Source organism: Micromonospora sp. NPDC047521, assembly GCF_055587305.1.
In genome coordinates, this window is record NZ_JBVJGN010000003.1 from 512,459 (window position 1) to 525,983 (window position 13,525).

The 13,525-nt window shown below is 73.6% G+C and carries 15 protein-coding genes; 14 read left to right on the forward strand and 1 reads right to left on the reverse strand.

Translation table 11 applies throughout. The features are described 5' to 3' along the window. The first annotated feature begins 23 nt into the window (after positions 1 to 23). From ACZ6N8_RS10040 to ACZ6N8_RS10090, 11 genes are all read left to right on the forward strand, one after another. Positions 24 to 329: a YggT family protein gene (locus ACZ6N8_RS10040; protein ID WP_030334503.1), complete on the forward strand. Its 306-nt coding sequence runs from the start codon at positions 24 to 26 to the stop codon at positions 327 to 329. Between the two features lie 44 nt (positions 330 to 373). After that, complete coding sequence (locus ACZ6N8_RS10045) at positions 374 to 1,177, forward strand: DivIVA domain-containing protein (RefSeq protein ID WP_139586062.1); 804 nt, start codon at positions 374 to 376, stop codon at positions 1,175 to 1,177. Between the two features lie 75 nt (positions 1,178 to 1,252). Further along, positions 1,253 to 1,972, forward strand: coding sequence for a hypothetical protein (locus ACZ6N8_RS10050; protein WP_466008959.1), 720 nt, complete (start codon positions 1,253 to 1,255; stop codon positions 1,970 to 1,972). An 11-nt stretch (positions 1,973 to 1,983) separates the two neighbouring features. Continuing rightward, positions 1,984 to 2,289 carry a DUF167 domain-containing protein gene (locus ACZ6N8_RS10055; protein WP_466008961.1) on the forward strand — a complete coding sequence of 102 codons (306 nt, stop codon included), beginning with the start codon at positions 1,984 to 1,986 and terminating at the stop codon, positions 2,287 to 2,289. A gap of 22 nt (positions 2,290 to 2,311) precedes the next feature. Beyond that, the gene (locus ACZ6N8_RS10060) at positions 2,312 to 3,811 is read left to right on the forward strand and encodes a potassium/proton antiporter (RefSeq protein ID WP_364362606.1); all 1,500 of its coding nucleotides are present in this window, start codon (positions 2,312 to 2,314) and stop codon (positions 3,809 to 3,811) included. Between the two features lie 224 nt (positions 3,812 to 4,035). Next, positions 4,036 to 4,455, forward strand: a complete 420-nt coding sequence (locus ACZ6N8_RS10065) for a TraR/DksA family transcriptional regulator (RefSeq protein WP_139586058.1) — start codon at positions 4,036 to 4,038, stop codon at positions 4,453 to 4,455. Between the two features lie 64 nt (positions 4,456 to 4,519). Continuing rightward, positions 4,520 to 5,137 (forward strand): signal peptidase II, encoded by a 618-nt coding sequence (gene lspA, locus ACZ6N8_RS10070; RefSeq protein ID WP_466008964.1) that lies wholly within the window; start codon positions 4,520 to 4,522, stop codon positions 5,135 to 5,137. Next, positions 5,134 to 6,078 carry an RluA family pseudouridine synthase gene (locus tag ACZ6N8_RS10075; RefSeq protein ID WP_364362608.1) on the forward strand — a complete coding sequence of 315 codons (945 nt, stop codon included), beginning with the start codon at positions 5,134 to 5,136 and terminating at the stop codon, positions 6,076 to 6,078. Before lspA ends, ACZ6N8_RS10075 begins: the two co-directional genes overlap by 4 nt. Positions 6,079 to 6,120: 42 nt before the next feature. Next, positions 6,121 to 7,149: a hypothetical protein gene (locus ACZ6N8_RS10080; RefSeq protein WP_466008966.1), complete on the forward strand. Its 1,029-nt coding sequence runs from the start codon at positions 6,121 to 6,123 to the stop codon at positions 7,147 to 7,149. A 95-nt stretch (positions 7,150 to 7,244) separates the two neighbouring features. Then, positions 7,245 to 8,927, forward strand: coding sequence for a MinD/ParA family ATP-binding protein (locus tag ACZ6N8_RS10085; protein ID WP_466008968.1), 1,683 nt, complete (start codon positions 7,245 to 7,247; stop codon positions 8,925 to 8,927). A gap of 56 nt (positions 8,928 to 8,983) precedes the next feature. Further along, on the forward strand, positions 8,984 to 9,757 hold the full coding sequence (locus ACZ6N8_RS10090) for a DUF2567 domain-containing protein (RefSeq protein WP_466008970.1): 774 nt from the start codon (positions 8,984 to 8,986) through the stop codon (positions 9,755 to 9,757). Here the strand turns inward: ACZ6N8_RS10090 and ACZ6N8_RS10095 are convergent. After that, positions 9,672 to 10,376, reverse strand: a complete 705-nt coding sequence (locus ACZ6N8_RS10095) for an LON peptidase substrate-binding domain-containing protein (protein WP_466008972.1) — start codon at positions 10,374 to 10,376, stop codon at positions 9,672 to 9,674. The two genes, ACZ6N8_RS10090 and ACZ6N8_RS10095, sit on opposite strands and share 86 nt — an antisense overlap. A 106-nt stretch (positions 10,377 to 10,482) precedes the next feature. Here ACZ6N8_RS10095 and hisD point away from each other — a divergent pair, with 106 nt between their 5' ends. Genes hisD through hisB form a run of 3 tightly spaced genes read left to right on the forward strand, consistent with a single transcriptional unit; the run spans position 10,483 to position 13,483 of the window. Further along, complete coding sequence (gene hisD, locus ACZ6N8_RS10100; RefSeq protein ID WP_466008973.1) at positions 10,483 to 11,805, forward strand: histidinol dehydrogenase; 1,323 nt, start codon at positions 10,483 to 10,485, stop codon at positions 11,803 to 11,805. Beyond that, positions 11,802 to 12,872: a histidinol-phosphate transaminase gene (locus ACZ6N8_RS10105; RefSeq protein WP_466008975.1), complete on the forward strand. Its 1,071-nt coding sequence runs from the start codon at positions 11,802 to 11,804 to the stop codon at positions 12,870 to 12,872. Before hisD ends, ACZ6N8_RS10105 begins: the two co-directional genes overlap by 4 nt. After that, entirely contained in the window at positions 12,872 to 13,483 is a 612-nt protein-coding gene (gene hisB, locus ACZ6N8_RS10110) for an imidazoleglycerol-phosphate dehydratase HisB (RefSeq protein ID WP_357989976.1), read from the forward strand. The genes ACZ6N8_RS10105 and hisB overlap by 1 nt, the downstream gene beginning before the upstream one ends. Positions 13,484 to 13,525: the final 42 nt, after the last annotated feature.

Sequence of the window (13,525 nt, forward strand, 5' to 3'; positions counted from 1 at the left end):
CGACCCGAGGGACGTCGCTGACCGTGTTGTCGATCTTGCTGCAAGTGTTGTACCTGATCCTTTATGTCTTCCTGCTGCTTCTTCTGTCCCGGTTCGTGCTGAGCGCCGTCCTGCAGTACGGCCGACGGTGGCAGCCGGGGCGTGGAGCGTCGGCCGGATTGGAATCCGTGTGGAGCGTCACTGATCCCCCTCTCAACGCGTTGAGGCGTGTGATCCCTCCGCTGCGAATTGGTACCGTGAGCATCGACCTGGCCTCCCTTGTGCTCCTGGTTATCCTGTTCGTGCTGATGGAGTTCGTGTTAGGGCCGTCGATCAGGGCATCTGCCTGATGACCGACGCGCTTTCGCGGCCGCAACTGACCCGAGGAGTTTCGATGCCGCTGACCCCGGCCGACGTCCACAACGTCGCCTTCAAAAAGCCGCCGATCGGCAAGCGGGGGTATGACGAGGAGGAGGTCGACGCCTTCCTGGACGAGGTCGAGCGCGAGCTCGCCCGTCTCATCGAGGAGAACAACGAGCTGCGCGCCCAGGTGGAGCGCGGCGGCCGTGGCGGTGCCCCCGCCGGCCCCGGCGGCGACGCCCGACTGGCGGCGGAGCTCAACGACGTCAAGGCCCAGCTCGACCGGGTGCAGCGTGACAAGTCGGCGGCCGAGCAGGCCGCCCGCGCGATGCAGGCCGAGCTGGAGCAGGTCCGCGCGACCGGCGGCCCGGCCGGCGTCACCGGTGACGGCGAGCAGCAGGCGCTGCGGGTTCTCATGATGGCCCAGCGCACCGCCGACGACCACGTGTCCGACGCCCGCCGCGAGGCCGACCAGCTGCTCTCCGAGGCGCGCAGCAAGGCCGAGGAGGTGACCCGCGAGGCTCGTGCGAAGGCCGACGCCCTGGAGCGGGACGCCCGCCAGCGGCACCAGGAGGCCATGGGCGGCCTGGACGCCAAGCGCACGGCGCTGCAGAAGCACATCGAGGAGCTCAAGCAGTTCGAGCGCGAGTACCGCACCCGGCTCAAGGCGTACCTGGAGAGCCAGCTGCGTGACCTCGACGGTCGCGGGCAGGGCCTTGAGGCCGAGATGACCCGCTCCGAGGCGGGCCGGGTCGCCGGTGGCAACGGGCTGGCCGCCGCGGGGCTCGCCGGTTCGTACGGTGGCGGGCGCTCCGGCGCCCTCGAAGCCGGACGCTGAGCACCGGCCGGCGATCGCGCCAATGGTGACGGTCGCCGGCCCCGCTCTTACGGTACGAAGCGGCGGGGGTGAGCCGTGATAGTCGCGAGTCTCCTGCTCATCCTCGTCGCGGTGGTGCTGCTGGTTCTCGGCCTGGCCGGGGGCTCCAGCATCATGTTGATCATCTCCATCGCGGCCAGTCTGCTGGCCGCCGTCGCGTTGGTGGTGGGTGCCCGCCAGGCAGCTGCCAACCGCGCCACGGCGGCTCCGGGCCGGTCCGACCGGCGCACCTCCCGCGCACCCCGTACGGCCAGCCAGGCCACGTCGGGTGTTCCGCACGGGCCGCCGCTGGTCGAGCCGGACGTGCCGGTGCAGCACATGCCGTCGACTGTCGGTTCCGGCGGCACCGGGTGGCGGCAACCACCCGAGCCGCCGGTCGACCACGCTTCACCATTCGACGCGTCGGTCGACCGGGATGCCCCGTTCGTGGCCCCGGTCGACGGCGCGTCGTCGCCGCCGGTGAGTCCGGCGCCGTCGGACGGGGCGTCGGCCGTCGATGCGGTGGCCGCCGAGGCGTTGGCAGGTGAACCGGCCGCCCAGCCGGTCACCCCGGCCGAGGCGGCCCGGGTGGCCCGGCTGCCCGATCCCGTCCAGGTGGTGGACGGCAGGCCCCGCTACCACCTCGCCCACTGTGCGCACCTTGTCGGTCGGGCGGCGGAGACGCTGCCGGTCGCCGAGGCGGTCGAGCTGGGCTTCACCCCGTGTGCGCGCTGCGCGCCGGCCACCGTCCTGCTCGCCGACGTCCGACCGATCTGAAGCGGCTTCCGGTGCCCGCCCAGGACACGCTCACCGTGGCGGTACGGGTGAAGCCCGGTGCGTCCCGGGACCGGGTCGGCGGCCGTTTCGACGGGCCGCACGGTCCGGCTCTGGTGATCGCCGTGCACGCGCCGGCCGTCGACGGACGCGCCACCGAGGCGGCCCGTCGGGCCCTCGCCGGCGCGTTGGGTGTGCGGCAGGCCGCGGTGTCGTTGCGGGCCGGCGCGGCCAGCCGGGACAAGCTCTTCCTCGTCGACGGGCCCGGCCCGGAGCTGTCCGGGCTGCTCAGCCGATTGCGCGACGGATCCGTCGAGTGAGGAACGTCCGGGCCGGGCAGCTGTGACACCGGGGCTGGACATCGCGCTGCTGCTCGGTGCGGGCGTGCTGCTGGTGGCGGTCGGCGCGGTGCGTCTCTCCACCCGTCTCGGGGTGCCAAGCCTGCTCGTCTACCTGGCGTTGGGTGTGGCGATCGGCGAGGGCGGGCTGGGCATCCGCTTCGACGACGTCGAGTTGACCAGGACCCTCGGGTTCTGCGCCCTGATCGTGATCATCGCCGAGGGTGGCCTGACCGCGCGGTGGAGCACGCTGCGCCCGGTGCTCGGGCTGGCCTCCGCGCTCTCCACAGTCGGCGTGGTGGTCAGCATCCTGGTCGTCGGTGTCGCCGTACACCTGCTGTTGGGTCTGGACTGGCGGCTGGCGTTGCTCTACGGGGCGGTGCTCTCGTCCACCGACGCGGCGGCGGTCTTCGCGACGCTGCGCCGGCTGCGCCTGCCACCGCGGCTGGTGGCCACGCTGGAGGCCGAGTCAGGGATGAACGATGCCCCAGTGGTGCTGCTGGTGGTGCTGCTGTCGCATTCGGGCTGGGCGCATCCGTGGTGGTACGAGGCCGGGCTCGTCGTCTACGAGCTGGGGGTCGGCGCGGCGGTGGGCGTGGCCGCCGGCGTGGCCGGGACGTGGGCGCTGCGCCGGGCCGCGCTGCCCGCGGCCGGGCTGTACCCGATCGCGGCGGTCGGGATCACGGTGCTGGCGTACGCGGCAGGCGCGGTGCTGCACGCCTCCGGGTTCCTCGCCGTCTACGTGGCTGGGGTACTGCTGGGCAACGCGCGCCTGTCGCACCGGCGGGCGATCCTCGGCTTCGCCGACGGGTTGGCGTGGCTCGCGCAGATCGGCCTGTTCGTGCTGCTCGGTCTGCTGGTCTCGCCGGGCCGGCTGGACGCGGCGGTGCTGCCGGCGGTGGTCGCGGGGTTGGCGCTGGTGCTGCTGGCGCGACCGTTGTCGGTGGCGGCGTCGGCGGTGCCGTTCCGGGTGGGTCTGCGCGAGCAGGCGTTCCTGTCCTGGGCCGGGTTGCGCGGTGCGGTGCCGATCGTGCTGGCCACCATTCCGCTCTCCGAGCGGGTGCCTGGCGCGGAGCGGTTGTTCGACGCGGTCTTCGTGCTGGTGGTCATCTTCACGCTTGTGCAGACCGGGACACTCGGGCCGCTGGCCCGCCGGCTGGGGATCACGGCGCCGGCCGAGGCCAGCGAGATCCACGTGGAGACGGCTCCGCTGGAGCGGATGCGGGCCGACCTGCTCCAGCTCGAGGTGCCGCAGGGGTCCCGTCTGGCGGGGGTGCACGTCGACGAGTTGCGGTTGCCGGTCGGTGCCTCGGTGACCCTGGTGCTGCGTGACGGGGTGGGGTTCGTGCCCGGCCCGGACACCCGGCTGAAGACCGGCGACAGCCTGTTGATCGTCGCCACCGCCGGGGTGCGTGACGCCGCCGAACGGCGGTTGCGGGCGGTCAGCCGTCGGGGTCGGCTGGCCCGATGGTTTGGGGAGTACGGGGACGACTCAGACCGTTGATCTGCTAGCGTTCCTTTTGCCCCAGTTAGGCGGGTCTCGGGGCAGTTAAGCGGTACGACGGTGCGGCACGTTGTCGGACGCCTGTACGTTCCGTATCCTTGCGAACCTCCGGAGTGCGCGGCCATCGTCGCCGTGCGCCCCTTTTTGTACATAGGGGACGCCCTGGTTGGCGCCCCCTGACCAGGAACCGTGGACCACGCGGTTCCGCGGCCGAGGGAGCGACCATGGCGAAGCCAGCCGACACGAGGACCGCCGGCCGCAAGGCGGTGGCCAAGGTCACCCGCAGCGCGGCGGAGACCGAGAAGATCCGCGCGGCGCTGGCGGCGCGGCGGGACGAGCTTCGCGCCGAGTACGATCAGACGCTGAGCGAGATCACCGAGCTGCAGCGCGACCGGCTGACCGACTCGGCCGGGGACGACCAGGCCGACACCGGCACCAAGACGTTCGAGCGTGAGCAGGAGATCTCACTCGCCAACAGCATCCTGGAACGGATCACGCAGGTCGAGCGCGCCCTCGAGCGCCTGGACGAGGGTGGTTACGGCTGGTGCGAGCGGTGCGGCAACCCGATCCCTGTCGAGCGCCTCGCCGCCTTCCCGTCGGCCACCCTGTGTGTGACGTGCAAGCAGCTGGAGGAGCGGCGCTGAGGTCCGTTCCCCGGCGGCGATGGGACGGTGAGCGATCACCGCCGAGACTGTCGATGGGGAGCGAATGACCGCAGCACCGTCCGCCGAGCCGGGCCGCAGTGAGCCGGGTGGCGGCAAGCCCCGGCCCCGGGCCGTCGCGATCCTCGCCGGGGTCGCCCTGGTGGCCCTGCTGGCCGACCTGGTCACCAAGCACCTCGCGCTTGGCGCGTTGACCGACCGGGAGCCGGTCCGGCTGCTCGGCGGCCTGGTCTACCTGAGCCTCACCCGCAACAGCGGCGCGGCGTGGAGCATCGGCTCCGACCACACCTGGATCTTCCCGCTGATCACCATCGGTGTGGTCGGCTGGATCGTGTGGATGGCGCTGCGCCTGCGCTCGCTGCCCTGGGCGATCTCCCTGGGCCTGGTGCTCGGCGGCGCGCTGGGCAACCTCGTCGACCGGATCTTCCGGGCACCCTCGCCGTTCCACGGCCACGTGGTCGACATGATCAGCCTGTTCGACCCGTACGGCCAGGTGTGGCCGGTGTTCAACCTGGCCGACAGCTCGCTGGTCTGCGGCGTGCTGCTGGCCGTCCTGCTGGAGTTGACAGGTCGTCAGCGCGACGGCCGCCGGGCCGGCCGCGACGGTGACGCGAGCGACGCGGACGCCACCCCGAACACCGCCGACCAGCGGGAGCGGGCATGACCTCCGCGTTCGCCGCCGGCGGCGACCACCGTTCCCTGCCCGTGCCCGACGGCCTCGACGGGATGCGCCTGGACCAGGCCGTCTCCCGCCTGTTCGGGCTCTCCCGCACCGCCGCCGCGGCCCTGATCGACGCCGGGGACGCGCTTGTCGACGGCACTGCCCGGGCCAACTCGCACAAGGTCAAGGCCGGCTCCTGGCTGGAGGTCACCCTGCCCGCCCCGGTCGCCCCGCCGACAGTGGTGCCGCAGGCGGTGCCCGGCCTGCGCGTCGTGTACGCCGACGACGACATCGTGGTGGTGGACAAGCCGGTGGGCGTTGCCGCGCACCCCAGCCCCGGCTGGACCGGCCCGACGGTCATCGGCGCCCTCGCCGCCATCGGGCACCGCATCTCCACCAGCGGCGCCGCCGAACGCCAGGGTGTCGTGCACCGCCTCGACGTGGGCACCACCGGGATCATGGTGGTGGCCAAGAGCGAGCAGGCGTACACGGCGTTGAAGCGCGCCTTCAAGTACCGCGAGGTGGACAAGGGCTACCACGCGGTGGTCCAGGGTCACCTCGACCCGCTGCGCGGCACCGTCGACGCGCCGATCGACAGGCATCCCACCCACGACTACCGGTGGGCTGTGGTCTCCGGCGGCAAGCCGAGCATCACCCACTACGACACGCTTGAGGCGTTCCCGGCGGCGAGCCTCGTCGACGTGCGGCTGGAGACCGGCCGGACCCACCAGATCCGGGTGCACTTCTCCACCCTGCGGCACCCCTGCGTGGGTGACCTCACGTACGGTGCCGACCCCACCCTCTCGGCCCGTCTCGGACTGGCCCGACAGTGGCTGCACGCTCGCGAATTGAGCTTTTTGCACCCCCGTTCGGGGGACGAGGTCCGGTTCGTCAGCGACTACCCTGACGACCTGGAGCGCGCGCTTCAGATCCTGCGTGACTAGAGCGGCGACCGTCCGACACCGATCCGACGAGGGGATCCGCCCGTGCGCGCCGGCGACCTGCTGCGGCAGTTGGACCAACGGCTGCTGCCGCCGTTGACCCGGGGCGTCGCCCGGTTGGGTGACCGCTCGGGGCGGTCCGGGGTGCTCACCTGGGCCGCGCTGGTCTCCCTGGCGGCGGTGCTGGGCACCGCCGTGTGGGCGGCCGACGACGCCCCGGTGGGCGACCGGACGGTGGGCGAGGTGACCCGGGTCGGGGTGTCCGACGGCGACTCCGTCCCCGGCTACCTGCGTTCCGCGGCGGCGGACCTGGCCGCCCTGTCCACCGCGACGCCGTCCACCGGCGACGGGACGTACGCGCTTGTCACGTTCGACGCGTACCTTCCGCCGCAGCGCCTGGGGGACGTGCTCGGCGACGTGCCGGTCTCGACCGTCTTCGGGCGGGTGCCACTGCCCGGGCGGCAGACCGAGATCGTCAGGATCCCGGCGCTGCGGGTGCCGGACGACGTCGTCGCCGGGATGGCGGAGGTTGCCGCCCGCAAGGCCACCGAGGCCGCCGACTACCGGGCGCGGGCCGCCGCGACGACAGGCGACGGCGTCGACGAGCGGGAACTGCGCGCGCGGTACGTCGACGGCGCCGAGGTGGCGGATGCGGAGGCGGCGGCGTACCGGGGTGGCTGCGACTGTGTGTACGCGGCGGTCGTCCGGGCCGCCCCCGAGGTGCTGCGCGGTGTGGCAACCCGGCCGGCGGTACGTGCCGTCGACCCGGCCCCCGAGGTGTACCGGCTGGACCGCGCGGTCTTCACCCCGCCGCTTCCCGAACAGCGCGACGTGGTCCGCCCGCCTGTCGACACCGGACCGGGCCCGACGTCGCGCCCGGCCGGGGCCACGGCGTCGACGCGGCCCGCCCCTCTGCCCTCGGCGTCGGTGGGCGAATCGTCGGAACCCGCACCGCTCGTCACTATTCCGTCACCGGACGCGTCGTCGGTGGTGGCGACCGAGTCGGCCGTGCCGAGCGTCACCACCTCCCAGGACGTGACCGAAGTCGGCCCGCTCGCCCCCACCCCGTCGTGATCTGTGCCGGGCGGTGTGCGTCCTGAGGTGTGGTCCGAATAGTGTTTCCTTCGTAGCCTGTCAGACGGAGATCGATGGTGCTGGGAGGGCGGGCCGTGGAGGGCAGTGAGACCGGCTGGGGCCGGCCGGCCGAACCAGCGCCGCGGTGGCGGGCGTTGCTGGACCGCGCCCGGCTGGGCGGCCGTGCCGCCGAGCAGGCCGAGCCCGACCGGCGGGCCGAGGAGCCAGGACCGGATCCGCTGCCCCGACGCGCGGCCCCCAACGGCTACGCCGGGCGCGCGCCGGCCATCGGGCATCCGGCCGAGCTGTCGTACGGCGCGGAGCCCGCCTACCGGGCCGAGGCGACCTACCGGGTCGACCCCGCGTACCGGGCCGAGCCGGCCTACCGGGCGGAGCCCGACTACCGGGCCGAGCCGGCCTACCGGGCGGAGCCCGACTACCGGGCCGAACCGGACTACCGGGCCGAGCCCGCCTACCGCTCGGAGCCGGAGTACCGCTCCGGGCCCACCTACCGGTCGGAGCCGGACTACCGGGCCGAACCCGCCTACCGGGCCGATCCGGACTACCGTTCCGAGCCCGCCTACCGGGCCGAGCCCACCTACCGGCCGGAGCCGGACTACCGGCCCGAGCCGACGTACCGGGCCGCACCCGAGCCGCCGGCACCGCCACCCGAGCCGGTCGAGTCGCGCTACGCGTTGCTGGACAACGGCTACCGCCAGGGTGGCCCGCCTGTCGAGTCGCGCTACGCGTTGCTGGAGACCGGCTACCAGCCGGAGACGGGCTACCCGGTCGCGGCGCCCCCTCCCGTCGCGCCCTCTCCCGTCGCGCCGCCCGCACCGCCGGTGATCCCGCCACCCGCCCCGCCGGTCGCACCGCCACCTACGCTGCCACCCGCGCCGTCGATCGGCTCGGCGGTCGCCGAGCGCGGCTACCCGCCCCGCATCGAGTGGCGGCCGCAGGGCGTCGACCAGGAGGTGGAACGGGCCACCGGGGTGCTCCGCCGGGACCTGGGCACGCCAAGGGTGTTCGCGTTCGCCAACCCCAAGGGCGGGGTGCACAAGACCACCGCCACCGTCCTCGCCGCCGCCACGGTCGGCAGTGTGCGCGGGCGGGGCGTGCTGGCCTGGGACGACAACGAACTGCGCGGCACCCTCGGGCTGCGCGCCGGCAGCGCCCGGCACGCCCGGACCATTCGCCACCTGATCGGCGAGCTGGCCCAGATCGAGATCCTGGAGGGGGCGACCCTGCTGGACCGGCTGGACGACTTCCTCAGGCACGCCTCCGACGGCTCGTACGACGTGCTGGCCGGCGAGGAGAGCCCGCGCTTCGCGCAGCGACTCGACCAGTTCACCGTCCGGCGGGTGCTGGAGCTGCTGCGCCGGACCCACGACGTGGTCTGCGTGGACACCGGCAACAACGTGGAGAGCCCCAACTGGCGCACCGTGATGCAGGCCGCCGACCAGCTGGTGGTGACCACCGTGCCCCGTGAGGACGCGGCGTTCAGCGCCGACTGGATGCTCGACCTGCTGCACGAGGAGGGCATGAGCGAGCTGGCCGACAACGCGATCACCCTCATCTCCTGTCCCACCGCTGGGCGGTCCGCCCTCCAGGACGACCTGGAGCGGCACTTCGCCACCCGGACCCGGGGTGTCGCGGTGGTGCCGTACGACCCGGCGCTGGAGACCGGGTCGTCCATCGAGTACCACCAGCTTCAGCCCGAGACCCGGCAGGCGTGGCTGCGCGCGGCGGCGATGATGGTGGAGCCGTTCGCCCGGTGAGCTGCTCTGCCGCCACCGGCGCCCTGGCCCACCGCCGGGCCTGAGAGGATCATCGGGTGAGCCCGGACAACCCCGACCCCGAGCGGCCCGTCGACGAGACCGACCGGCCTGTCGACGAGACCGACCGGCCTGTCGACGAGACCGACCGGCCTGTCGACGAGACCGACCGGCCCGCGCCGCCCGACGAGCCGCGTGGCCAGTCGCGCACGGTGCTGACGGTGCTGGGCTTCGTGCTCGCGATCGCAGTGCTGGGCGCGCCGCTCGGGCTGCTCTGGGCCGCGCTCGCGCCGGACACGCCGGTGCTCAAGACCGCCGAGGGGGCGATCTACGCCGAGCCGCAGCCGGAGCAGCCGATCGCCGCGGACGGCTGGTTCAGCCTGCTCGGTCTCGCCTTCGGGGTGCTCGCGGCCCTCGTCGTGTGGTTCGTGCTGCGCCGCCGACGCGGCCCGGTCGGCCTGCTCGCCGTGGTGCTGGGCGCGGTGGCCGCGGCGCCGGTGGCCTGGCAGGTGGGCCGGCGGGTGGGCCTTGCCACCTTCGACCGGCTGCTGGACACCGCGCCGGACGGTCAGGCGTTCACCAAACCCGCCGACCTGCGCGCCGGTGGCGTCGACTGGCTGCTCGGTGTGCTGCCGGTGCCGCACGGCAACCTGCTGCTGCCGGCGTTCGGCGCCGCGATCACGTACACCCTGCTGGCGGGCTGGTCGCGGTGGCCGTCGCTGCGGCCGGAGCCCGAGTTGGCGTCGCTCAGTTGGGCGTCGGCGGGGACGCCAGCTCCGACAGCGGCACCGGAACCGCCCGCACCTGGCGCAACAGAGCCGCCTCGCGGTTGAGCAACCGCAGCTCGGCGCGGAGCCGGGCCGCGGTGTCGTCGATCGCCAGCAGCCGCTGCCGGTCGTCGACGGTCAGCGCCGCCGTCGCCGCCACCAGGTGCGACAGCACCGTCGGGTCCTCCGGGAGCTGTTCGGAGATCTCCTCCGGGTCGGAGCGGACCAGGCCCAGGTACTGCCGGAACACCGCGATGACCCGGGCGGCCAGCAGATCGGCCACCTCGTCCGCGCCGGCCGGCTCGGGCAGCCACTCGACCTCGGCGGTCAGGAAGGGCGCGGCGTTCTCGTCGACCTCCGCGATGCGGAACCGGCGTCGGCCGACTGTGACGATGTCGAAGCCGCCGTCGGCGAGCTCGGTGACCTGGCGCAGCTCGGCGGTGCACCCCACCTCGTGCAGGGTGACCTCGCCGACACCGGGGACGGGTCGCCCGCCCGGCCCGGCGGGCGCGACCTCCCAGCCGGCCTGGATGGCCACCACGCCGAACTCGCGCGGGGCACCCTCGGGCAGGTCCACCAGGTGCCGGACCAGCGCCCGGTAACGCTCCTCGAAGATGTGCAGCGGCAGCACCAACCCGGGAAAGAGCACCGTTGCGAGCGGGAACACCGGCAGCCGTGCGGTCACGTGGTCGAGCCTAACGAATCCCGTCCGGCGGGGCGTGGCCCGGCTCACCGTCCCGGCGGGCGGGCGGCTCGGGTGAGCTGCGGCCGGGCCGCCTAGACTCGCAAGGGTGCTGAATCGGATCGACCTGCGCGACGGTCTCGGAGACCCGCGCCGTCTGCTGCCCCGTGCCCAGCTCGACGTGTCGGTGGCCGTCGAGCGGATCCGCCCGCTGGTGGAGGCGGTCCGGGAGCATGGGTACCCGGCGATCCGGGAGGCCAGCGAACGGTTCGACGGCATCTCGCCGGAGGTGCTGCGGGTGCCCGTCGAGGCGATCACCGAGGCCGAGGGGGTGCTCGACCCGGCGGTGCGTGCCGCGCTGCTGGAGTCGATCAGCCGGGCCCGCAGGGTGCACGCCGACCAGCGGCGTACCGACCACGTCACCCAGGTGGTGCCCGGTGGCACCGTCACCGAGCGGTGGCTGCCGGTCGACCGGGTCGGCCTCTACGTCCCCGGCGGGCTCGCCATGTACCCGTCGACGGTTGTGATGAACGTGGTGCCGGCCCAGGCGGCCGGGGTGCGGTCGCTGGTGGTGGTCAGCCCGCCGCAGAAGGACAACGGTGGCCTGCCCGACCCTCGGGTGCTCGCCGCGTGCGCGCTGCTCGGCGTCGACGAGGTGTACGCCGTCGGCGGCGCCCAGGCGGTGGCGATGCTGGCGTACGGCTCGGCTGTCGACCCGGCGGGTGAGCTGCGGTGCGATCCGGTCGACCTGGTCACCGGCCCCGGCAACATCTGGGTGACCGCGGCGAAGCGGCTGCTGCGCGGCGTGGTCGGCATCGACGCCGAGGCCGGCCCGACCGAGATCGCCATCCTGGCCGACGACACCGCCGACCCGGCGCACGTCGCCGCCGACCTGATCAGCCAGGCCGAGCACGATCCGCTGGCCGCGAGCGTGCTCGTCACCCCGTCGCCGGCGCTCGTCGAGGCGGTCGAGCGGGAGCTGGCCCGGCAGGTGCCGGCGACCAAGCACGCCGAGCGGGTGACCACCGCGCTGACCGGTGAGCAGAGCGGCGTGGTCCTGGTGGACGACCTGGAGGCCGGGCTGCGGGTGGTCGACGCGTACGCGGCCGAGCACCTGGAGATCCAGACGGCCGACGCGCGGGAGTGGGCGCTGCGGGTACGCAACGCCGGGGCGATCTTCGTGGGCGCCTGGTCGCCTGTGTCGCTCGGCGACTACTGCGCCGGCTCCAACCACGTGCTGCCCACCGGCGGGTGCGCCCGGCACTCGTCCGGGCTGTCCGTGCAGTCCTTCCTGCGCGGTGTGCACCTGATCGAGTACACCGAGGCCGCGCTGCGCGACGTGGCACCGCACGTGGTCACCCTGGCGAACGTGGAGGACCTGCCGGCGCACGGCCAGGCCGTCCAGGCCCGCTTCCCGGGAGGAGCGGCGTGACGGGCCTGGAGGATCTGCCGATCCGCGACGACCTGCGCGGGCTGACGCCGTACGGGGCGCCGCAACTGGACGTGCCGGTGCGGCTCAACACCAACGAGAACTCGTACCCGCTGCCCGAGCCGGTGGTCGAGGCGATCGGCAAGGCGCTCGCGGCCGAGCTGCGCGACCTGAACCGCTACCCGGACCGGGACGCGGTGGCGCTACGCGCCGACCTGGCCGGCTACCTGGGGCACGGGCTCACCGTCGAGCAGGTGTGGGCGGCCAACGGCTCCAACGAGATCCAGCAGCAGCTGCTCCAGGCGTTCGGTGGCCCGGGGCGCAGCGCGTTGGGCTTCGTCCCCGCGTACTCGATGCACCCGCTGCTGGCGCTCGGCACCGGCACCCGGTGGGTGCCGGCGCGGCGCGGCGTCGACTTCGGGTTGACCGCCGACGAGGCGGTCGCCCAGGTGCGCGAGCACCGGCCCGACGTGGTGTTCCTCTGCTCGCCGAACAACCCCACGGGCACCGCACTGGACCCGTCGGTGGTCGCCGCCGTGCTCGACGCGGCGCCCGGAATGGTGGTGGTCGACGAGGCGTACGCCGAGTTCGCCCGACCCGGCACGGTCAGCGCCCTCGCGGTGCTGCCCGGTCACCCGCGGCTGGTGGTCACCCGGACGATGAGCAAGGCGTTCGGCTTCGCCGGCGGCCGGCTGGGTTACCTGGCCGCCGACGCGGCGGTGGTGCAGGCGGTGCAGCTGGTCCGGTTGCCGTACCACCTGTCGGCGCTGACCCAGGCCGCCGCGCGCGCGGCGCTCGCGCACCGCGACGCCCTGCTCGGTACGGTGAGCGCGATCATGGGGGAGCGGGACCGGATCGTGGCGACGCTGCGCGAGCGCGGTCTGCGGGTGGCCGACAGCGACGCCAACTTCGTGCTCTTCGAGACCGGTGGCGACCAGGCCACCGCCTGGCGTGCCCTGCTGGACCGGGGTGTGCTGGTCCGTGACGTCGGTCTGCCCGGCTGGCTGCGGGTGACCGCCGGCACCCCCGCCGAGACCGACGCCTTCCTTTCTGCGATGGAGACTGTGTGATGAGCCGGACCGCCCGGGTGGAGCGGATCACCAAGGAGACCAAGGTCCTCGTCGAGATCGACCTCGACGGCACCGGCGCCGCCGAGATCAGCACCGGCGTGGGCTTCTACGACCACATGCTCAACCAGATCGCCAGGCACGGCGGCTTCGACCTGACCGTACGCACCGTGGGTGACCTGGAGATCGACGCGCACCACACGATGGAGGACACCGCGCTGGCCCTGGGCGCCGCGTTCGACCAGGCGCTCGGCGACAAGGCCGGCATCCGACGGTACGGTTCGGCGACAGTTCCGATGGACGAGGTGCTGGTGCGGGCAGCGGTCGACCTGTCCGGCCGGCCGTACGTGGTGCACGACGAGCCGCTGCTGGCGCCGTACATCGGGCCGGTGTACGCGACGAGCATGACCCGGCACATCTGGGAGTCGTTCGGTCAGGCCGCTCGGGTCACGTTGCACGTCGACGTGCTGCGGGCGGCCCGCCCGGGTGGTCACCCGGACGCGCACCACGTGGTGGAGGCACAGTTCAAGGCGGTCTCCCGGGCGTTGCGCGAGGCCACCGCGATCGACCCGCGTGCGGCGGGTGCGATCCCCAGCACGAAGGGTGCGCTCTGATGAGCGCGAGGAGTGCAGCGCAGCGGAGCCCCGCAGTCGCGA

Coding starts and splice junctions, on each gene's coding strand:
- ACZ6N8_RS10075 (WP_364362608.1), top strand. CDS start 5,134: ATGACCTCCGCGTTCGCCGCCGGCGGCGACCACCGTTCCCTGCCCGTG.
- lspA (WP_466008964.1), top strand. CDS start 4,520: ATGACCGCAGCACCGTCCGCCGAGCCGGGCCGCAGTGAGCCGGGTGGC.
- ACZ6N8_RS10065 (WP_139586058.1), top strand. CDS start 4,036: ATGGCGAAGCCAGCCGACACGAGGACCGCCGGCCGCAAGGCGGTGGCC.
- hisB (WP_357989976.1), top strand. CDS start 12,872: ATGAGCCGGACCGCCCGGGTGGAGCGGATCACCAAGGAGACCAAGGTC.
- ACZ6N8_RS10045 (WP_139586062.1), top strand. CDS start 374: ATGCCGCTGACCCCGGCCGACGTCCACAACGTCGCCTTCAAAAAGCCG.